The 22058-nt window shown below is 39.3% G+C and carries 17 protein-coding genes and 1 tRNA gene; 11 read left to right on the top strand and 7 right to left on the bottom strand.

What is annotated here, in order from left to right; all coding sequences use genetic code 11:
• Positions 1-7: 7 nt before the first annotated feature.
• Positions 8-3322: an efflux RND transporter permease subunit gene (locus FCR06_RS21320; RefSeq protein WP_138503284.1), complete on the bottom strand. Its 3315-nt coding sequence runs from the start codon at positions 3320-3322 to the stop codon at positions 8-10.
• A 191-nt stretch (positions 3323-3513) separates the two neighbouring features.
• On the bottom strand, positions 3514-4932 hold the full coding sequence (locus tag FCR06_RS21315) for an efflux RND transporter periplasmic adaptor subunit (RefSeq protein WP_138503282.1): 1419 nt from the start codon (positions 4930-4932) through the stop codon (positions 3514-3516).
• Positions 4933-5942: 1010 nt separating this feature from the next.
• On the opposite strand from FCR06_RS21315, the gene radC reads away from it, so the two are divergent.
• Complete coding sequence (gene radC / locus FCR06_RS21310) at positions 5943-6674, top strand: RadC family protein (RefSeq protein ID WP_138503280.1); 732 nt, start codon at positions 5943-5945, stop codon at positions 6672-6674.
• 675 nt (positions 6675-7349) lie between these two features.
• Here the strand turns inward: radC and ilvD are convergent.
• The gene (ilvD, locus tag FCR06_RS21305) at positions 7350-9038 is read right to left on the bottom strand and encodes a dihydroxy-acid dehydratase (protein ID WP_138503278.1); all 1689 of its coding nucleotides are present in this window, start codon (positions 9036-9038) and stop codon (positions 7350-7352) included.
• 326 nt (positions 9039-9364) lie between these two features.
• Here ilvD and FCR06_RS21300 point away from each other — a divergent pair, with 326 nt between their 5' ends.
• From FCR06_RS21300 to FCR06_RS21255, 10 genes are all read left to right on the top strand, one after another.
• The gene (locus FCR06_RS21300; protein WP_138503276.1) at positions 9365-9604 is read left to right on the top strand and encodes a hypothetical protein; all 240 of its coding nucleotides are present in this window, start codon (positions 9365-9367) and stop codon (positions 9602-9604) included.
• A 489-nt stretch (positions 9605-10093) separates the two neighbouring features.
• Entirely contained in the window at positions 10094-10948 is an 855-nt protein-coding gene (modA, locus tag FCR06_RS21295) for a molybdate ABC transporter substrate-binding protein (RefSeq protein ID WP_138503274.1), read from the top strand.
• 66 nt (positions 10949-11014) lie between these two features.
• Positions 11015-11617 carry a DUF642 domain-containing protein gene (locus FCR06_RS21290; RefSeq protein WP_189523510.1) on the top strand — a complete coding sequence of 201 codons (603 nt, stop codon included), beginning with the start codon at positions 11015-11017 and terminating at the stop codon, positions 11615-11617.
• A gap of 276 nt (positions 11618-11893) precedes the next feature.
• Positions 11894-12580 (top strand): PEP-CTERM sorting domain-containing protein, encoded by a 687-nt coding sequence (locus FCR06_RS21285; RefSeq protein ID WP_138503352.1) that lies wholly within the window; start codon positions 11894-11896, stop codon positions 12578-12580.
• A gap of 684 nt (positions 12581-13264) precedes the next feature.
• On the top strand, positions 13265-14119 hold the full coding sequence (gene modA / locus FCR06_RS21280; protein ID WP_138503270.1) for a molybdate ABC transporter substrate-binding protein: 855 nt from the start codon (positions 13265-13267) through the stop codon (positions 14117-14119).
• A 66-nt stretch (positions 14120-14185) separates the two neighbouring features.
• Positions 14186-14815 carry a DUF642 domain-containing protein gene (locus tag FCR06_RS21275; RefSeq protein ID WP_138503268.1) on the top strand — a complete coding sequence of 210 codons (630 nt, stop codon included), beginning with the start codon at positions 14186-14188 and terminating at the stop codon, positions 14813-14815.
• Between the two features lie 325 nt (positions 14816-15140).
• Positions 15141-15797, top strand: a complete 657-nt coding sequence (locus FCR06_RS21270; RefSeq protein ID WP_138503350.1) for a DUF642 domain-containing protein — start codon at positions 15141-15143, stop codon at positions 15795-15797.
• 466 nt (positions 15798-16263) lie between these two features.
• Positions 16264-16337: transfer RNA gene (locus FCR06_RS21265), tRNA-Met, on the top strand.
• Positions 16338-16459: 122 nt separating this feature from the next.
• Positions 16460-17593: a tyrosine-type recombinase/integrase gene (locus FCR06_RS21260; protein ID WP_138503266.1), complete on the top strand. Its 1134-nt coding sequence runs from the start codon at positions 16460-16462 to the stop codon at positions 17591-17593.
• A gap of 116 nt (positions 17594-17709) precedes the next feature.
• Complete coding sequence (locus FCR06_RS21255) at positions 17710-17901, top strand: hypothetical protein (RefSeq protein ID WP_138503264.1); 192 nt, start codon at positions 17710-17712, stop codon at positions 17899-17901.
• A 317-nt stretch (positions 17902-18218) separates the two neighbouring features.
• Here the strand turns inward: FCR06_RS21255 and FCR06_RS21250 are convergent, their stop codons facing one another.
• The 4 genes from FCR06_RS21250 to FCR06_RS32830 form a co-directional block, all read right to left on the bottom strand.
• Positions 18219-18770, bottom strand: a complete 552-nt coding sequence (locus tag FCR06_RS21250) for a hypothetical protein (RefSeq protein ID WP_138503262.1) — start codon at positions 18768-18770, stop codon at positions 18219-18221.
• A gap of 187 nt (positions 18771-18957) precedes the next feature.
• Entirely contained in the window at positions 18958-19164 is a 207-nt protein-coding gene (locus FCR06_RS21245) for a hypothetical protein (RefSeq protein ID WP_138503260.1), read from the bottom strand.
• Between the two features lie 17 nt (positions 19165-19181).
• Positions 19182-20909 carry a hypothetical protein gene (locus FCR06_RS21240; protein WP_138503258.1) on the bottom strand — a complete coding sequence of 576 codons (1728 nt, stop codon included), beginning with the start codon at positions 20907-20909 and terminating at the stop codon, positions 19182-19184.
• A gap of 111 nt (positions 20910-21020) precedes the next feature.
• Positions 21021-21185, bottom strand: a complete 165-nt coding sequence (locus FCR06_RS32830; protein ID WP_189523509.1) for a hypothetical protein — start codon at positions 21183-21185, stop codon at positions 21021-21023.
• Positions 21186-22058 lie beyond the last annotated feature (873 nt).

Raw genomic sequence — 22058 nt, 5'->3', positions numbered from 1 at the left:
TTACGAATTATATTGACTGTTTTCGCCAGTTGTGTTTAAAAAACTTTGTCTGCAACGATTCCATGTAGGTGTAGAAAACGGGGGTTAAATAAAGTGTCAAGAACTGCGAGAACACTAACCCGCCAACTACTGCCAAACCAAGGGGACGGCGTGTATCTGCTCCGGCTCCCAAACCAAGGGCAATGGGTAATGTGCCCATCAGCGCTGCCATTGTAGTCATCATGATTGGGCGGAACCTCACCAAACAGGCTTGATAAATCGCATCATAAGGAGTTTTGCCATTCTGACGGGCTTCAATTGCAAAGTCAACCATCATGATCCCGTTTTTCTTGACAATGCCAACCAGCAAAATGATGCCCACGAACGCGTAAATATTCAAGTCAACTTGAAACAGCAACAAAGTCAGCAGTGCCCCAAATCCAGCCGAGGGTAAGCTAGAAAGAATGGTCAGGGGGTGAATGAAGTTCTCGTAGAGAATTCCCAACACGATATAAATTACCAAAATGGCAACCAGGAGTAATATTCCTAAACCTTGAATTGAAGACTGGAAAGCTTGCGCTGAACCCCTAAAGCCTGTACTAATGGTAGCTGGTAGCGTTTCCCGGGCTAGTTGTTCAATTTTCCCAGTGACATTACCTAGTGAGATTCCTGGTTTGAGATTAAAAGAAAAGGTGACTGAAGCTAGCTGCCCTTGGTGGTTAATGGTCAGCGGCCCCACGTCTTTGGTTAAAGTGGCTACAGCATTGAGAGGTACAAGTTGTCCACTGGGGGCGCGAACTGAGAGCAAATCTAGGCCACTGGAATTTTGCTGATATCTTGGTTCCACGCCCATAATCACTTGATACTGGCTATCGGAGGCGTAGATGGTGGAAACTTGGCGAGTACCATAAGCATTACTCAAGGCAGTTTCGATTTGATTGGCAGTCAAACCGAGAGATGAAGCTTGGTCGCGGTTAATATTTACTTCGACTTGAGGATTTTTGATTTGTAGGTCACTGTTGACATCTTGCAAATCTGACAGGGTACGGAGTTTAGTTTCCAGAAGTGGGGCGTACTGGTAAAGCTCTTGAATATTGGGACTTTGGAGAGTAAATTGATACTGTGCTTTTGTCTGTTGTCCGCCGATATTAATCGCGGGAGGGTTTTGCAAGAACACTTTGATTCCAGGCACACTTGATAACTTGGGCCGAAGTTTCTCAACTACTTGATCGGCACTGAGATGGCGCTCATGGATAGGCTTGAGTTCGATTAAAAGTCGTCCGCTGTTAGCAGAAGCATTTGGGCCGCCAGCCCCAACACTGGAGTTGATGGAATCGACATTCGGATCGTGATAAGCGAWCGCAGCTACAGCCTGTTGATGTTTTACCATTTCATCAAAGGAGATATCCTCTGATGCTTGAGTGGTTGCAGTAATTTGTCCAACATCAGCGTTGGGAACAAATCCCTTGGGCACAATTGTAAATAAATACACCGTCGCTAAAAGAATCGCACCCGAAATCACCATTGTTGTCCGGTGATACTTCAGCGATTTCTTTAAACTCCAATCGTATCCCCGCAACAACGAATTAAAGAAGCTTTCCGAAATATTGTAGAGACGAGTTTGGAAATTTTGAGATTTTGGTTTTTGGATTTGGGATTGCGAATTGAGAATTTCTCCTTCATCTCCCTCATCTTCCTCATCTCCCCTACTCCCCTGCTCCTCTGCTGCCTGATTCTCCTCCTGATTATGAGGTGGACGCAGGAATCTAGAACACAGCATTGGAGTTAGACTCAAGGAAATTACGCCAGAAACCAAGATGGCAACGCTGATGGTAATGGCAAACTCGCGGAACAGTCGCCCCAGAATCCCTTCCATGAACAGTACGGGAATAAATACTGCTACCAAGGAAATGGTCATAGATAAAATTGTAAAACCAATTTCTCTAGAACCATTTAGAGATGCTTCCAAGCGGCTCTCACCCATCTCCATGTGGCGGACAATATTTTCTAGCATGACTACAGCATCATCCACCACGAAACCCACTGATAAAGTTAATGCCATCAGCGAGAGGTTATCGAGTGAAAAGCCCAGCACTAACATCACTGCAAAGGTCGCTACGATTGATAGCGGTACTGCCAGACTGGGAATGACTGTAGCCGAGATATTACGAAGAAACAGAAAAATTACCAGTACTACCAAAGCGATGGTGAGCAACAGCGTGAATTGTACATCATCTACCGATTCGCGAATTGATTGGGAGCGATCGTAGAGAATATTCATGTTCACAGCCGCCGGAATCTCTTTTTGAAAGTTAGGCAGCAGTTTTTTAATTGCATCTACCACTTGGACAGTATTAGTTCCTGGTTGGCGCTGAATTGCCAGAACGATCGCCCGCACGCCAGAATTTYGGATTTGGGATTTTTGATTTGAGATTGAAGACTTCTCCCCTGCTCCCCTGCTCCCCTGCTCCCCTGCTCCCCTGCTCCCCTGCTCCCTATTTCCCTTCTTAGTAGGAAAATACCAACTGGCAATCTTATCATTTTCCACGCTGTCTAGCACTTGACCGAGTTCACCTAGCTGCACAGGTGCGCCGTTTTGATAAGCTACAGTTAAAGAGCGATAACTGGCGGCATCGTTGAGTTGACCGTTTGCTTGAATTGTATAATTCTGCTGTTGCCCGTAAAGCGTGCCGGTTGGTAAATTGACATTGCCGTTAGCGATCGCATCAGCCACTTCATCGATTCCTATGCCTTTAACACTCAATGATTCTGGGTCAAGCTGAACCCGTACAGCGTACTTTTGCGAGCCGTACACCTGTACTTGCGCCACCCCATCCACCATTGACAGACGTTGTGCCAACAGCGTTTCGGCATACTTATCTACAGTTGACAGTGGCAAAATAGATGAATTTAAAGAGATATAGAGGACTGGTTGATCTGCTGGATTTACCTTGCGGAAAGAAGGAGGACTGGGCATATTAGTTGGCAACTGCCTCGCTGCTTTAGAAATAGCAGACTGTACATCCTGTGCTGCCCCGTCAATATTCCGATTCAGGTCAAATTGCAGCGTAATTTGGGCACTACCTAAAGAGCTGGTAGAGTTCATTGAACTCAATCCGGCTATGCTAGAAAATTGCTCTTCTAAAGGAGTTGCAACCGAAGAAGCCATCGTTTCTGGACTGGCTCCGGGCAGACTAGCCGTTACCTGGAGTGTTGGATAATCCACATTGGGCAAGTCACTAACAGGTAACTGTTGGTAACTCATCAGCCCAAATATTAAGATGCCAACCATCAATAGGGTTGTCATGATTGGACGGCGGATAAATAGCTGGGAAATGTTCATTTTAGTAGAGAGTGGGGAGTGTTGACTGTTGAGTGTTGACTACACTTCTTGCAAAAGTCCTTGTTTACGTTCTCTTGTGTGCGCCTCTGTCTTGAAAAGTCTGTAGACGCTTGTGCGTGAGACAATAAAATGTTTATGCAAGAGGTCTACTGTTGAGCAAAGCCGGAGACGCGTGGCCAAGATGTGAGAAGTTATTCTCCCCTCTGCCCCTCTGCTCCCCTGCTCCCCTGCCCCTCTGCCTCTCTGCTTCCTACTTCCGGTTTCACCTGCACTGCGGCACCAGGTACTAGATTGAATTGTCCATCGGTGACGATTTGCTCACCTGGTTGCAACCCTTGTTTAATCGCCGTTTCGTTGCCAATGGTGTCGCCTACGGTAACTGGACGCATTTCTACTGTTTTATCCGCTTTCACTAAAAAGACAAATTGCCCCTGCTGTCCAGTTTGGATGGCTGGAGAAGGCACAGTTATTACATTCGGTTCTTCAGCTAACTTAAGTACTACGTTGACAAACTGCCCTGGAACTAGGCGTTCCTCTGCATTGGCAAAGGTCGCTTTAAGTTGAATCGTGCCTGTTTGGGTATTAAGTGCGCTATCAACAAAGGTAAGTTCACCCTGTACCGGACGCCCTGTCTCTTTCGGAGGTATGGCGTTGACTTGTAATTTGCCGTTATTAGCACTGTACTTCTTCAAGTCTGGCAGTAACCTTTGAGCAATGGAAAAGGTAACGTAAATCGGGTGGATTTGGCTGATGGTAATTAGCGGATCGGTAGCATTCGCCTGTACCAAATTGCCTTGATTAAGCTTCAGACTACCTGTGCGTCCAGTAATTGGTGAGTAGATAGAACTGTAGGAAAGCTGAACTTTGGCATTGTCGATCGCCGCTTCGTCTGCTGCTACTGCTGCTTTGGCATTTTGCACATCTGCTTCGGCTGCCACCACTGCTGCTTCGGCGTCTGCTACTCCATTTTGATCTGCGTTCACTGTTGCCCGTTGAGCATCAGCTGTTGTCTGGAATTGATCCGCTTGTTCCTTACTGATTGCCCCTTTCTGGAGTAAGCTGTTATATCTTTTGGCTTGGACATCTGCATTTTTGGCTTGAGCGATATCCTTGGTTACATTCGCTTTTGCCTGGTTGACTTGAGCGATCGCTTTGGTCACATTTGCCTGTGCCTGTTTCACCTGCGCTAAATCTTTAGCTTTTGCAGCATTAGCTTGCATCAGCGCTGCTTGTAGAGAACGGGAATCAATTTTAAATAACAAGTCTCCTTTTTTCACATTCTGTCCTTGCTGAAAATAAACCCCAGTAAGTTGTCCACCTACCTGGGACTTGACAGATACCGTGGAATATGCTTCCACCGTTCCCGTAGCTGATAGCTGTATTGGAATAGTCTTTTGAGTCGCAGCAGCAACCACCACAGGCACAGGTCGCTTTTTAGCTGCTTTTCCACTTGATTGTGCATCGCTAGCATTACAAGCAGCACACAAGTAGGTCAAACCCAGCAGCAGTAGCCACAACCGTCCTCTTGGAATTAAGCTGTAAAGACGAGGAATACTTTGAGCAACCAAAGAAAAAGGTTTTGTCGTCTCAACGGAGTTCAAACAGCGCATATCAACAATCAGGAGAAAGGGAAAGCATACAAGACACGTAGCAGCACAGTAGTTTTATTAGAGTTAGCCACAGCTAATACTAATTCGTAATTCGTAATGACGCTCGTTCCGACGCTCCTCCGTCGCTAACGCTTCGCTATCGCTACCGCTTCGAAGACAGTAATTCGTAATTAAGAAAGTCTGATTTGGTCTGGCTTCGTGGGTTTGGATTTGTATCATTATTTTTGGGAAATGGTATAAACGAGTAGATTAATCGCCTAACCTTAGCAATTTCGGAGAACGAGCCTCACCAAGTCCCAAAAGGGTAGAGTTCGTTACCAGACATTGCATTTTATGCAAAATCGTTGCAGTCAATTTTCAGTAGTTCGACTTAATATTAGTTAATCTAAATATTAGCATACTAATAATTATGAATTTCGCCTAGCTCTTGAGACAGAAATTTATCCGAAGCTTTTTTCACTTAAGTAGGAATCTGTTGTCAGATTTGTAATAAGTAAACGTATTTTAAATCGCCGCTTTTTGAAGTTAATCCTATTGAAATTGGATAAGTCCTAAGCTAAACCACATCTAGTTTGCATATCTAAAGTTTATATAACTCTTGTGGAGTGGGCATCTTGCCCGCTCTAATTATGCAAGTTAAATGTGGAATAGCTTACTTAGACATAAACTTGATCGCTATCACAACTTTCGCTGACCTACTTAATATTGAGGTTTTGGTATTAGTTCTTTAACTTCGCAACCATTTGAGCGCCTGACTTTTCATGTTATGTGGAATCATGAGCGAGGGTGTGGGGTTGCAGTTATTGCGGTGTAGTGAGGCTTTCTTCTTTCCCGTGTCTTGAGAGAGGTTTTAGGACTTCCTGGGAAAAGTCAGAAAAATGGAGCGATCGCGCTTGATATTCAACTGTTTCCCCAAAATTAAAGATTTTCTCAAATTAAAGATAATTTGCAAGCAAACAAGGGATAACTAAGGATAGTTTCATGTATGGTGACTATTTTTTGAGTTTTCTATGACCTATTGCCTGAGAATTGCCGACTTACCTACAAATGAGCGTCCGCGTGAACGACTAATGACGYATGGTGCCAAAATTTTAGGCACAGCCGAGTTAATCGCAATTCTACTAGGCACCGGTCAAGGGCCGGGAAAACTGTCGGCTGTCGGTTTGGGACAATATATTTTGAGTGAGTTAAGTAAACATCAACGCGATCCTTTGGCAGTTTTGCGAGAAGTTACACCCGCACAATTGATGCAAATTCCTGGCGTTGGCCCAGCGAAGGCGACAAGTATTTTAGCAGCAATTGAATTGGGTAAACGCGCCTTTCAATCTCGTCCCAATGATGGCACACTAATTGATAGCCCACTTGCTGCTGCTGCTACCCTCAGTCAAGATTTGATGTGGCAAACAAAAGAACGTTTTGCAGTCTTACTATTAGATGTTAAGAATCGTTTGCTGGGTACGCAAGTAATTACTATTGGCACTGCAACCGAAACCCTAGCCTCTCCGCGTGAAATCTTTCGGGAAGTTATTCGCCAAGGCGCAACGCGGGTAATAGTTGCTCACAACCATCCTTCTGGTAACCTGGAACCCAGCCAAGAAGATATAGAATTGACGCGCCAGTTGTTAGCAGGAGCGGAGTTTTTAGGCATTCCCATACTAGATCACCTGATTTTGGGTAATGGCAATCATCAAAGTTTACGGGAATTGACAACCTTGTGGGATGAGCATCCACAGGAGGATTAAGGAACTTCCAATCAAAAAATATTCTATCGCTTTGAGGGCAGGGGAGCAGGGAGCAGGGGGAGAGAAAGTCGTTTTGATAGACGTGAAATGGGATAATTTATTTTCTGGAAGTCCCTAAGAGGAGATGGGGAGGTGGGAGAATAAACAATGCTTAATGCTCTATTTGCGACTCTGGTTTAATTTTTAACTTTACAAACATTTATATAAGATTTCTTAACTTCAGATACTAAATTCCTAAAATTTGGTTGTATAGAATAAGAGTTATATTGCATCATTCAAATAACCACATTTGTGGAGATCATCTATGTTGATGATGCAAATCAGGAGCAGGATTGACCGAAAATTCAAATTACTGTTGCAGTAGCTGTAAGTTTTTGCTGCTGCTTGTAATTTGGCACTGAATTTCTGATCGCGACCATCTCTTTTAGAGGTTATTTATAAAGTAAATATTAAATTTAAGTTATGCAAGGCAGGATGCATGGTGAATTCTGCTGCTAATAGCTGCTGTTGTGTTAACGTGAGTTCGATAGCTCATATCCTAAGCTCAATCAAAAAACCTCTCCCTGGTTTTACTACACAAAACCGTCCCTCTCCGATTCAAAGAAGGACAGACTCGAACTTTAGTTTAAGGCAGAGAGAGGTTCGTCGAACTCACGTTAATCTTTAATGCACACTTCAAAACAAATCCAAATCCGTCACCGCACCAATACTACTAGAAGATACCAACTTCGCATATTTTGCCAACACACCTTTAGTGTAACGCGGTACTGGAGGTTGCCAGTTTGTACGACGGCGAGCTAATTCTTCATCGGAGATATTTAACTGCAATAAACGAGCGGGTGCATCAATCGTAATGCGATCGCCTTCTTCAACAAGAGCGATCGCACCTCCAACTGCGGCTTCTGGTGCAACGTGACCAACTACCATCCCATAAGTACCGCCAGAAAATCGCCCGTCAGTAATTAATCCCACCGCATCGCCCAAGCCAGCACCAATAATTGCTGAGGTAGGAGCTAACATTTCCCGCATTCCAGGGCCGCCCTTAGGCCCTTCGTAGCGAATTACTAAAATATCACCTGGTTGAATCTTACCCGCTAAAATGGCGTCTAATGAAGCTTCTTCCGATTCAAATACCCGCGCAGGCCCGGTAATTACTGGCTTTTTCACTCCAGTAATTTTAGCTACAGCCCCTTCCGTTGCCAGATTCCCTCTGAGAATCGCTAAATGTCCTTGAGCATACATGGGATTATTCCAAGGACGAATCACATCTTGGTTAGCAGCTGGTTCTTCTGGGATATCTACTAATATCTCTGCAATGGTTTGACCGCTGATAGTCAGGCAATCAGTGTGTAGTAGATCGTGTACGAGTAGCATTTTCATCACTTGGGGAATGCCGCCAGCTTTATGCAAATCTGTAGCTACATACCTACCACTTGGTTTTAAATCACATAAAACAGGGACACGAGCGCGGATAGTTTCAAAGTCGTCTATAGTTAACTCTACCTCGGCAGCACGAGCGATCGCCAAGAAATGCAATACTGCATTTGTGGAACCACCCACTGCCATAATTACAGAAATCGCATTTTCGATGGATTTACGGGTGATGATTTGCCGAGGTAAGATTTGTTTCTTGATGGCTTCGACCAAAACAAATGCTGATTTTTCTGTACTGTCGGCTTTTTCGGCATCTTCAGCTGCCATTGTGGAAGAATAAGGCAAACTCATTCCCAGGGCTTCAAATGCTGAAGACATGGTGTTAGCCGTGAACATTCCCCCACACGAACCAGCCCCAGGACAAGCCTGAGTTTCAACTTCTAATAATTCCTTGTCGTCAATTTTTCCAGCACTGTATTGACCAACAGCTTCAAAAGAACTGACAACAGTTAAATCGCGTCCGTTGTAATGACCGGGTTTAATTGTGCCACCGTAAACAAAGATAGCAGGGATATTCATCCGAGCGATCGCCAGCATTGCTCCTGGCATATTTTTATCGCAACCACCAATTGCCAATACCCCATCCATACTTTGTCCGGTACAGGCGGTTTCAATGGAGTCAGCAATCACTTCCCGCGACACCAGGGAATATTTCATCCCTTCAGTTCCCATTGAAATCCCATCGCTAATGGTAATCGTGCCGAATAGTTGCGGCATCGCTCCGGCAGATTTGACCCCAACTTCTGCCCTTTGCGCCAGTTTATTAATCCCCATGTTACAGGGAGTGATTGTACTATAGCCATTGGCAATGCCGACAATGGCTTTGTTGAAATCTTCATCTTTAAAACCAACTGCACGCAGCATAGCTCGATTTGGCGATCGCTGCACTCCTTGAGTGACAATTTGGCTTCTCAAGTTCTCCTTAGTCATATTACTTCAAGACCCCTAGAGTATATTTTTCTGACATAGTTACATCATCCTATGACTCCGATGTATGAGTATCATAAGTAGCAATTTTTCCGCTGTCCAATATATATTTATGAATATTTGAGACTTATAAAATATCAAAACTATGGAACTCCGACATTGGGTCAAGAAATGATATCAAGTCCGGCTAATTAGTTATAATTTCTAAATCTATGCAGAAAAGCCAAAACCCTTCCCCTCTGTTTCCTGCTCCTCTGCTGCCTTAATGAGAAGTTTATCACCGGACACGAGATAACACCCCGCTCCCTACTTCCTTTTTTAAAACAGACATGGAAAGAGAAATCAAAGATTCAGATGGCATTACCTGGACTTGTATTCAAGCATTTTCAGGTCTTTCTGATATAGCAGAAGCTCAAGATGCAGCTCAAGTCAAAGATGAACCAAATACTTATTGGGTTGTTTGTACTCCCAGTGGCGGCGCGCGGTCTGTGCGGTTAAAGCTAAAAGACAAATGGCAAGAAAATTATTCTGATGAGGAGTTACTTCAGGAAATTAAGACACAACAGTAATTAGCGACTGACAAATAAAAAAATATCCCAAATTTTCTTGTGGGATGGGTATCCTCACCCGTCCTATATTTAGTGCGGGCAAGATGCCAAAAAGAATTGACAGTGTTCAGGAAATTACCAACCTGAAGCTTAAAGTAAACTTGATTGATATTAAATTCGCTACCCACCTCTATCTAGTAAATATAAATTAGAAAGCTACTAAATCAATCCTTTTAATGATATTAGAAGATTTTTCTTAATACAAATGACCTGACGAAATTACGAACTTATACTTCAATTGTCAGGATTTATTTACCAATATATTTGGTAAATACCTATTTTACTGGTAGAATTTCATCATTCTATCCCTTTTGCTCTCTGTTTAAGTAAACCTACTGGAAAATCATCAATTTTCATCGCTGGAAACGCTTTCGGCAATTCTGGCTTTGTTTTTTGTTTCCAGGTATTGATATATGCGAGTGATGGGATTTCATCTCCAACTATGACTTTATGAACAGAAGAAGACTTATTGCTTGGATTGCTACAGCAGTTACCAGCATGATGTTGGTAATAGGCTTACAGTTTGTCAATTTATCCCCAGCAAGCTCCACAACCACACTTAACGTGTTTGCAGCTGTCAGCTTGACAAACGCGCTCAATGACATTAAGACTCAGTACCAAAGTGCTAACCCAAGCGTCAATATCGTCTATACCTTTGGCGCTTCTGGTACCTTGCTCAGCCAAATACAAGCAGGCGCAGCAGCAGATATTTTCATTTCTGCCGCCACTGACCAAATGGATGTCTTGCAGAATTCAAGCCCAAGTAAATTGGTTGCAGGTAGTCGTAAAAACATTGTCAAAAACCGTCTAGTTTTGATAGCTCCTACAACAGCTCCTGTTAGTGCAGGTAGTGCTGCACTAACAAGCTTCAATGGTTTGACCAATGCCAATATTACTGGCATTGCTATAGGTGATTACACAGGTACTCCGCCAGTTGTGCCAGCAGGAAATTATGCCAAACAAGTTCTGACTAGCCGAGGTATTTTCACTACTGTTAGTCCTAAAACATACCTTGCCAGCAATGTCCGTAACGTCTTAACTGCTGTTGAAAATAAAACTCTTGTAGTTGGAGGCGTAAGTAAAACTATTGATGCAGGTGCCGTTTACAAAACTGATGCTGCAATTTCTAGCAAGGTAAGAGTCGTAGAAACTGCCCTAACAACAGAGAGCGATCCGATTGTCTATCCACTGGGTATACTCACCAGCACTACAGTTTTATCCACGGCACAAAGTTTTTCTACCTACTTAAGTGGTACTACTGCTCAGAATATTTTCAAAAATACTTACGGGTTTATCTTGCCTTAATCACCACAAAGTAAATCAATCCAGTACTAGTTGTCGTGAATTTTGAACTATTTGGAGTTATGTCTTGTGAAGTTCACTAAAAAGCTCTCAATTATTGTTTGTGGTTTGACTACTGCTCTCCTTAATACTGCTGTGATTACCAATACTTATAAGTCAGCAGCACAAGCAGATGGATCAGAACTGATTACCAACGGGGGATTTGAAACCGATGGTCTTGTAGATCCTAATAATCTCAACGCTACAAATCCTAATATTACAGGATGGATTAAAAATGGCGATCCGATAGATACATCAGGTACTAGGATTGACAATTTTGCTAACACTGGTAAGCAAGGTTTATCACTTGGTGGATTTTCAGACTTGAGCTACATATCACAGAATGTCCCTACAGTCGTTAATCAATACTACCGACTTACTTTCTATTTAGCATCCACAGAAGAAGCACCTGATCTGGATAATAGATTTCAGGCTTTTATACGTGAAAAGCCGGTTTGTACCAAAAAAAATACTTCTTACCAACCCTACACACAATACACGTTTTATTTTCAAGCCAAAGAAACATCCACCGAGATCAGGTTTGCTTCCAGAGCCAGGTATGCATTTTTATATTTGGATGATGTGAGTTTCAAATCTGTAGATCAACAAGAGCAAAACTCTGTATGTGAATGATGCTTCTGGGTGTGAATAAGCCGCACATCGCGAGCTAACCCTCATCTCTTAAAATCCCAAGCGATATCTGGCTCTATAGTGTTGAGAATGCCACTTAAATTCATCTGAATTAAAAAACTTGAGCGTCGGTTTATGGAGAGATTATCTATGGTGAATAACGAACTCTTATAAACCTGAATAAAGTATTTATTTTTTGACACCAATTAGAGCCAGTATAAATGTAACTATCAACTCGTTTGAATTGTCGTGATTTTGAATTATTTGGAGTAAACTTTAATGAAGTTCATTAAAAAACTCTCAATTATTGTTTTTAGTTTTGCCACTACCTTAGCTAGCACTGCTGTGATTACTGGTACTTATATTCCAGTAGCACAAGCACAATATAATCCCAACTATGTTGTAGATCCTCAAGACCTTGTTTATAACGGAGGATTTGAACTCGACCCTCTCGTAGATCCTAACAATCCCAACACTACAAATCCCAATGTTACGGGATGGAATAAGTCTGGCGATCCGTTCGATACATCAGGAATTAAAATTAGCAATTTTCCCCAAAGTGGTAACCAAGGTTTAGCAATTGGTTCATTTGTAAATCCCGCTTACATATCGCAGAATTTTGCTACGACTATTGGTAGTAACTATAGTCTGAGTTTCTTTTTAGGAACGGACGAAGATGGTAGTGAAGTTGATAATATATTTCAAGTTTTTGTTGATGAAAGCAAAGTTTTTGAGAAAATAAATAGTGCAAATACTGTTGGAAATCCGTTCACACAATATAACTTGAATTTTGTCGCGACAAAATCATCTACAGAGTTAAAGTTGGGTGGTAGAGCTAGTTACGGTTTTCTATATTTGGATAGTGTGAGTGTAATACCTGTGCCTGAACCATCGACTATTGGAGGAATAGCAATTGCTGCTGGGTTGTTGGGAATATGGATAAATAAAAAGAAGGTAATAAGCTAGAAAGAATAATTTTTTCGTCATTTTGGAAAACAACAGAGCGATGACTACATAATTTAAATAAAAAAGCTGTGTCACTGCACAGCCCATTGTAGACATCGCGTTACTTTTTATATAGCTGAACAAAGTTGAAGATGCCAAAACTACAAATTTAAAAATAACATCTTGTTTCTATCTCTATTTTTATTAAAAATTATAGTTTAGTCAATTATAAACAACAGAAACTTATTTAAGATCCTTACTTGAATAATTCATCGATCCTTCTTTTGCTTTTTGATGACTTTTTTAGCAGATCCTAAGTAAATTACCAACCTGAAGCTTCAAATAAACTTGGTTGGTATTTAATTGGCTATCCACTTCTATTTAGTGAGATATAGGCTACAAAGCCACTAAATCAATGCTTTTTAACCTTTATTTACATATCAGAAGATTTTTATCGGTGCAAGCGAACTGAGGAAATTACGAACTTATACTTCAATTGTCAGGGTTTAATTACCATATTACTTGGTATACACCTACTTTACTGGTAGAATTTTATCATTCTATCCCTTTTGCTCTCTGTTTAAGTAAACCTACTGGAAAATCATCAATTTTCATCGTCGGAAAAACTTTGGGCGATTCTGAATGGTTGTTTCCAGATATCGGTGTATGCGAGTGATCGGATTTCGTCTCAAACTACAACTCTCTATGAACAGAAGAAGATTTATTACTTGGATTGCTACGGCAGTTACCAGCATGATGCTGGTAATAGGCTGGCAGTTTGTCAATTTCTCACCAGCAAAGTCCGCAACCACACTTAACGTCTATGCGGCTATTAGCTTAACAAACGCGCTCAATGACATTAAGACTCAGTATCAAAATGCTAACCCAGGTGTAACCATTAATTATACATTCGGTGCATCTGGTACTTTATTAACTCAAATACAAGGAGGAGCACCAGCAGATATTTTCATTTCTGCTGCTACCGACCAAATAGATGTCTTACAGAATTCAAACCCAAGCAAAATAGTAGCAGGTAGTCGTAAGAACATTGTCAAAAACCGTCTAGTTTTGATTAAACCCACGACACCTCCTCTAAGCGCTGGTACCACTGGCCTCACTAGCATCAATGGTTTGACCAATGCCAACGTTACTGGTATTGCTATAGGTGACTACACAGGTACTCCTCCAGTTGTGCCAGCAGGAAATTATGCCAAACAAGTTCTTACTACGCGAGGTATTTTCACCACTGTTAGTCCTAAATTATCCCTTGCACCCAATGTACGTGCTGTCTTAACTGCTGTAGAAAATAAAACTATTACAGTTAACGGTGTCACTAAAGCTATTGACGCAGGTTTTGTTTACAAAACTGATGCTGCCATTTCTAATAAAGTAAAAGTCGTCGAGACTGCCGGTGCAACAGAGAGCGATCCGATTGTCTATCCACTGGGTATACTCACCAGAACCACAGTTCTATCTACGGCACAGAGTTTTTCTACCTACTTAAGTGGTACTACTGCCCAGAATATCTTTAAAAATACTTATGGGTTTCTTCCTCCTTAATCACTACAAAGTAAATCAATTAAGTAGTCGTTGTCGTGAATTTTGAACTATTTGGAGTAATGTTTCGTGAAGTTCACTAAAAAATTCTCAATTCTTGTTTGTAGTTTGACCACTGCCTTTGTTTCTACTGCTGTGATCACCAATACTTATAAGTCAGCAGCACAAGCGGAAGGACAGGAATTAATTTATAACGGTGGATTTGAAATCGACCCTCTGGCAGATCCTAATAATCCCAACGGTGTAAATCCTAATGTTACAGGATGGATTAAATCTGGTGAGGCAATAGATCAAGCGGGTGTGACAATTAGCAACTTTCCTCACGATGGTAACCAAGGTTTATCCCTTGGTGCATTTTCAGGTCTTAGCTACATAGCACAGACTATTCCTACAATTCCTGGTCAACACTACCAACTTACTTTCTGGTTAGCATCCATAGAGGAGGCACCTGATCTGAAAAATAAACTTAAGGTTTTTATCAGTGGAAAGAAGGTTGACGTTAAAAAGAATACATCTTTACAGCCATACACGCAATACACATTAGATTTTAAAGCCAAAACAACATCCACAGAGATAAAGTTTGGTTCTAAAGCCAAGTATGCGTTTTTATATTTGGATGATGTGAGTGTTAAAGCTACACCGGAACCTCAACCAGCAAATTATGGAAATATAGACGGAGATAATGATGGGGATGAATAAACCACAGATGACAAGGTAATCCTCATTCTCTAACAAGTCAAGGTGATATCTAGCTCTATAGTGTCAAGAATACGACCATACCCATAATTAGACTTAAGTGCGAATTTACCCATAACTTAATACATTTGAGTTAACGTTTATTGGTAAAATTTTCGGCTTGTTGAGACGCGTTAATGTAGCAGGGCAAAGCCAAATCCAATTTCGTATCTCTAACTCTTATAAACCGGGATGAATCCATTTTTTTGACACTATTTTGAGCCACGACGAATGTAATTATCAACTTGTCTTAATTGTCGTAATTTGGAATTATTTGGAGTCAAATTTCATGAAATTAACTAAAAAACTCTCAATTCTTGTTTTTAGTGTTACTACTACTTTAATTAGTACTGCTGTGATTAGCAATACTTATAATGCAGCAGCACAAGCGGTAGAACTTGTTAAAAACGGGAGCTTTGAACTCGACCCACTTGTTGATCCTAATAATCCCAATGCTACAAATCCTAATGTTACAGACTGGACTAAATCTGGCGATCCGATGGATGTATCAGGAATAAGAATAAGCAATTTCCCTCAGCAGGATAGTGGTAATCAGGGTTTATCACTTAGTGGATTTTTAGGTCTTAGTTATATATCACAAACGCTTTCTACACAACCTGGTCAGCAATACGAACTTAGTTACTATTTAGCATCTATAGATGAAGCCCCTGACCTTGATAATCAATTTCAGACATTTGTAGGTGGAAATAAAATTTCTGATCTAGAAGATATTTCTTTTCAACCATACACACAATATAAGTTCAATTTTACGGCAGACTCATCAGCCACAGAGCTAAAGTTTGGGAATTGGGATAAATATGGATTCTTATACTTGGACAATGTGAGTGTAACCTCTTTGTCTGTGCCTGAGTCATCAACTATTGGAGGAATAGCAGTTGCAGGATTACTAGGAATTTTGCTGAAGAAAAAGAAGGCAATTATCTAATACATTACGACAAAAAAGCTACCAGCCTTCCTTTCTAGATTTACCTTGCGTGTACGTGAGGTGCAAACAAAACAAAAGCCACTTTTTTGGCTGTTTGCAATTGCGTCTTAGAAGGATAAGGCTGGTAACTTTTTTAGAGGTTACATACTAAAAATAAACGAACTTAATGCTCATTTCCTACTATCTCAGGACTTACGCACTGACTAGGATTTTAGGTCATTACAAGCCTACTCCTTTGCTACGGAACGTTACGCGAACCCAGAAGCAAGCTATGCAAAGCGTCTGGTAGAGAAGCGAGGTAATCGCCGAAAACTCTGGGATTGATTCCCTACACTATGTTCTGGTCGCAATGGCAAAATAGTACTTGCGTAAGTCCTATCTCTTTTGCAAGTTAGAAAAACTAATTGCAAAAGAGGCTAGTCACAAGCAAATCTGTATGTTAGACTCGTATAATGACTAAAAACATGGCTCAGTAGCTCAGTTGGTTAGAGCACGGGACTCATAAGCCTGGGGTCGTTGGTTCAAATCCGACCTGAGCCACTCTATAAAGTTTACTAAATCAAGGTTTCAGCTTTCTGTTATTGGTGGTCATGGAAGCTGAAACTTTGTTTTAACCCTCCTTTGACTATCCAGTGACTATCCAAAATAGTCAGAGGATTACCATGAAAGTTGGTATTGAAGTATCTAAAGGTTATCTTAGATTAAGATTTCCTAGAGCTTTATTTAATGGCAATCAGAAATACTTATCTCTGAATTTGGCTGACACTCCAGAGAACCAAGTTGTTGCTGAACTAAAGGTACGCCAAGCTGAATTAGATATCTTAGCTGGCAACTTTGATTTCAGTCTGGGTAAATACAAAATTCAAACCACTCTAGTCAATATTGCTAGTAAGCAGAAAACTTATAACTTACTGAGTCTATGGGAGAAATATACAGAATTCAAAAAAGGCCAGGTAGAAGAATCTACCTTGGTTCGTGACTACTCAATCATAGAGAAAAGGATTAGGAAGTTCCCCAGCACTGACCTTAATGAGGCAGTACTGATTAGAAATCATTTGTTGAGTATTTACTCTGCTGAGACCACCAAGCGCACTTTAAAGCAGCTTAATGCCTGCTGTAATTGGGCTGTATTATCTCAATTAATAGAAATTAATCCATTTAAGGATTTAAGCAAAGGTATCAAAACTAGAAAAAAAGATAATACTATTCTCACTTTCAATAAAGAAGAAATTGCGATTATTATTGATGCTTTTATTAGCAATAAATATTGCCATAAATATTCTCCTATACCCCACTCCTTCTATGCTAATTATGTCAGATTTTTATTTCTTACTGGATGCAGACCTGAAGAAGCTGTAGCTTTAAAATGGAAACATATTAGCTCAACACATATTACTTTTACTGAAGCAGTGCCTTCTGATGTCAGGATAAGGAAAGACACAAAAACTCACCAAACAAGATTATTTCCTATCAATAATCAATTGAGAGAAGTTTTTAATGATATTGGATATGGGGAACCTGAAAAATTATTGTTTCATTCCCGTAATAAAAAAGAGCTAGATTCTCATAACTTTTTGAATCGGATATGGCGACCAGTATTAACTAGATTAGTTAAAGATAGGTTAATTAGATATTATCTGCCCCAATATAATTGCCGCCACACATTCATTACAATATGTTTGGAAGCAGGTATTAGTGTTAAACAGATTGCTGATATGGTAGGTAATTCTCCTGAAGTAATATATAGGCATTATTCAGGAGTAATTAAACAACTAGAAGTTCCAGCAATATTTTAAAAATACTCAAACAAAAGGAGAAGCAAAATGAATTAAAAGGAGATTTTTTGAGAAAGAAGATTACAAGCTACCTGAACTTTAAACAAACGTAAAATCAACAAGGAGTCACTTCACTAATGATGGAAATAAATGTTCATGAATTCAAACGATATATAGATTTACTCTGCCTACTGGAGGAGGGCGATCAAATTAATTTTGCTGATGGTAAGATTGTACGAAGAATGGATAACCGAGCTTGGGAAAGTGTATTCGTTTATGATGATAAAGAAACCTTGGAAGATTTAGAAGATTTAGAAGAGGAAGTTTAGGAACTTACGATATAGCACTGGAATCTAAGTCTTTCTTAATTAATTGCTCTGAAGTGAGTTACTAAAGTAAAGACTTAGGTTAACCTAGCTTAGGGTTACATACTTATAATTAGCCACACCAAGGTTAATGTTCAACCACTCTAAGGAGTGGGCTGTACCCTTTGGTGTTTTACACAACTTAACGTTCAACCCTCTACACAGGGGCCGTACCATTGGTGGCTGTTTGTATACATTATAGGGTTAGCATCAGAGACTGTCCAGTATCTGATATGAGGGAGGCGGCTCAGTTTCCGATGATTCTACTAAAATCAAGCTTTTTAAAGAATATCTATTGTGCTAGCTATTTGAATTAGTCTAGTTCTTAACTCGTTAGCTTGTTGCTCATTCTCTATAGGTTCCTCATCTATTTGCTCGACTTCTATGATCCCTTTTTTAGTTTTAATTCTTAACTTTAGATTGTGAAAAGTAGTATTATTTACTTGTTTTTTCTCCCACACAATAAAAAAATTTGACATACCTGTAACCATATCTTGAACATTGCTATATAAATAATTATTCTTGGATTTATATACAGTTATACCAGGGTATCCTCTACCTCCAAGCGCTCCAGGGTTCTTAGATAAACAGTCAAATAATTGATAGGTTCCATTATCTGTAAAATCTATTGAGCCATCTGCTTTAGCTATTGCTCTATAGTTAGCTGGAATTTCTATCTTTATTCCCATTTTACTTAAAGCCACTGTTCTTTTAATTTCAGAAGGGTCTTCAATATCAAAGCTACAGATAACTGGTTTTGCTTGAACTACTGCTGCTGGGCAAACTATTATAGAAGCCATGATCGCAGGTAAGAGAAGCTTAATGAGTTTCATTTCTATCACCAATTAGATTTCTATACTTAGATTACCCAAATGGCAAAGGGGATTAGCAGCACAGGTAGTCAAATTTTACTGTGACTCATATTTATATGTTTAATGAGGGGCCTGTTCTTAAATTACTAAAATAGCTGAACTTAGTGATTAATACATAGCTAAATCAAAAAGGCTAGACCCTGAAACATTAATAAGTTTCATTATTCTCCATAACTATTTCCACAGCCTTCTTTATCCAGCTTTCAAAGCTTCTATAATAGGTTCCTCCATCATAAAAACCCTTTTCTTGCTTAACTCTCTTTTTAGGTAGAACAAATGCTTTACTTGATTGTAAATTAGAGGTTGTACTAACGTGTTTGAACTCTTGTTTGTTTTCCATTTCTAGAGTTATCATTGCTTTATCTTAATTAATTATAATGCAACTTTACTTGCGGTAGGAGGGTTCATAAAGGCTGAAGTACTGTCTATATAAGGATTATAGCTACTAACAATACTAACTATTCCTGTTTCTTTGTCTCTTTCTCTTTCCTTTTGTTCTCTTCTTTTGGTTTCTTTCCTTTGGTTTCCTTCTCTTGGTTCTTTCTTCTTGGTTTGTTCGCTTTGGTTTGCTTGGTTGTTTGTAAAAGATTTTTCTAGGTTTTCTGTTAAAGGTTTTTCCTCAAGTTGAGCGTACTTGAGAAAACATTTTTCTTTTGCTTCTTGAACTGCTGCTTCTGGGATCTCACCTACAGTTAACATTCCATCATGAGCATTCCCTACTACCTTAAATCTATACTTCTCTTGTAACCCTGTTAAGGTGTAGATGAATTGAGCTTCAGCCCCTTGAAGAAGGAATGCTGCAACCTTTCTCTTAAGATCCCCTACATTTTTGAATTTTCGGTTAGCACCTACATAATCTGTCAACCAGTAAGTCATTTCTACCGCATTTTTGATGTAAGGTTCTCTGTCCTTAATACTAATCTTAGCGTTTTCAGGGATATAGGTTTTTATTAACCACTTATGCCATTCTTTTAATGAATCTCTAAATCCTGAAGTTACTTTCTCTAAAGTTTGTAAATACTTAACAGTAAGCTCAATATCTCCTTGAGCTTCTTTATATAAATATTCTAAAATAGAGTAACTCTCTACTAAATTTTTTGTAAGCTTCCCATTATCTTTTTTATTTGGTATAATTGCTCCCATTATCATAGCCATACAGCATTTCTTCCAGCAGTCAACAGAAATTCCTACTTGAGAAGCAAAGTGATATTTGCCTTTGTCTAGTAACTCTTGGATGCTAGAGGTATCTATATTAGCTATCTCAAACCATTGCTTTAGTCCAAATAGCTGAGAGGATTTTAAATCATAATTTCTAATCCCTGGAATATTCAGCCCTACTGACCTAGTTACTCTACTCATTGATTGGAATCCTCCTCCAATTTCACCAATTCTACCTGTGTATTGATTTCTATATGAAGGGGTATATTCTCCTAATCCATCTTCTCTTATTTTCCAATTTTGTCTTCTAATCCTGTTAAAGCAGCTTTGGTCATTCACCCATCTTCTATAAAGAGTTTCTCTATTGTCTGAGTCTAAAGGTAATGACTGCCACTCCTGTTTCATTGCAGCTAGCTCTGCTTCTATAGCTTTAAAGTTCACAGAGCATCTAGAAACCCCTTCTATCCCTACTCTTATTAGCTCAGGTAAGGAGTTTCCTTTGTCATCTGTTAGTTTAGAAGGTTGAAATTGTCCTACTTTCTTGCCAGTAAAGGCATTGTAAAATTGACAATTTAAATATTCTTCTGATGTTTTAGGAGCAGCTTCTATCAACTCATTTAACAACCAGTCAGGTAACTTATACTCCCTACATCTTTGCTCTTCCCAAGAATAATCTGTTACCTCTAATAACCAATCTGACTGTACTTGCTGCCATTTAACCTTCTTTTGCCCCCAATAGTCAACTATTGTGGAGTAAGGAACAGGGCTAAATCCTTTCTGATCTCTTCTTATAGAAATTTGAGTACAGTCATAAATATGGACAATAAATTCAAAAGTTTCTTTTTCATACTTGCTGAAATAGTTTTTTAGTATATCCAACTCACCTTTAGTAACAGTCAAGTGTTTAGAAATGAAAGATTTATTTAATTTTGCCTTCTTCATTAGTTAATTTATATATTAAAATCTAAATCTAGTTTTATAAAACCAAAGACAAAATTGTAAGTTTTTCCTTTTTTGCTACTTATTAAGTTAACTTTTAAAATTAGTATTTATTCATTTTGATTCTATAGCTAAATTATTAACTCTAGAAGCGATAAATTCTAAAATTGCTCTTCTATGGATATCAGATCTATCAATTCCTTCTTTATCAGCAATGTCTTGAAGAATTTGATTATGGCCTTTAAATAATCTAATGCTTGTAAGTTTATCTAATTTCATCAATCTAAAATTTGTATTTTAATATATATCTATTGTATTCTATTAAAATAATAGTTGCCATAGGTAAATTTGCATTTTTTAAGCAGTCTAAAAACGCACCGCCATAATTAACATAATAGAGAGAGAAGACATAATATTCATTCTCCCCACCCCAAAAGATTTAATTTTATTAAATCTTGGTAAACTGTAATAGTCTTCTTACTGAAGCTTTTAGATATTTAAGTCTATTTATTTATAGAAAACTAAACTTAAATAAAATAAAATAAATTATAAGGTTTCTTAATTAAAGTAAAATTAAGTGAAGAGAAGTTGTAGTACTACAAGTAAAGTTGTCTCTATTTATCGCACCTGAAGCTTTAAGAATAGTTATTGAAGTTACCTAACTTGGAGCTTAGTGGATAGCGATCGCTAATTGAGTTTTCTTGATTAGTTAGCTGAATGTAAACAGCATTAATCAGCCATCGCTAAGCTTCAGTCTACTTATTAAGAAAACTTGAAGTTAAGTCTTCTTAATTGTAGCGATCGCTAATGAGTTCACTCAATCAAGTGAAGCTAATTAAGTTTTCTTTACTAGCGATCGCTAAAGTTAAATAACCTCAGATATTAATCTGTATCTCCTTCTCTGAAGCCTAAAGAATTATAATGAATGGATACTTAGGGAGTAGCATACCTTAGTTAGCAGTTACTTAATAAATTTTAAATTAAGGGTTAATAACCTTTATAACCCTACTCAGATTTAACTGGGTCAAATATTTAAATATAGACCCCCGCGCTGGAGGAGCCTGCCCCCAGATACTTACATATTAAGTATATATTTTAACTCTCATAATATTTAAATATCTAATTTACCAAATCTAATTTATCAATTGCTTT

The organism is Nostoc sp. PA-18-2419 (assembly GCF_005869855.1).
Taxonomy (GTDB): domain Bacteria; phylum Cyanobacteriota; class Cyanobacteriia; order Cyanobacteriales; family Nostocaceae; genus Nostoc.
Note: the sequence above shows the minus strand (reverse complement) of the source record. Positions and strands in the feature narration are given on the sequence as shown.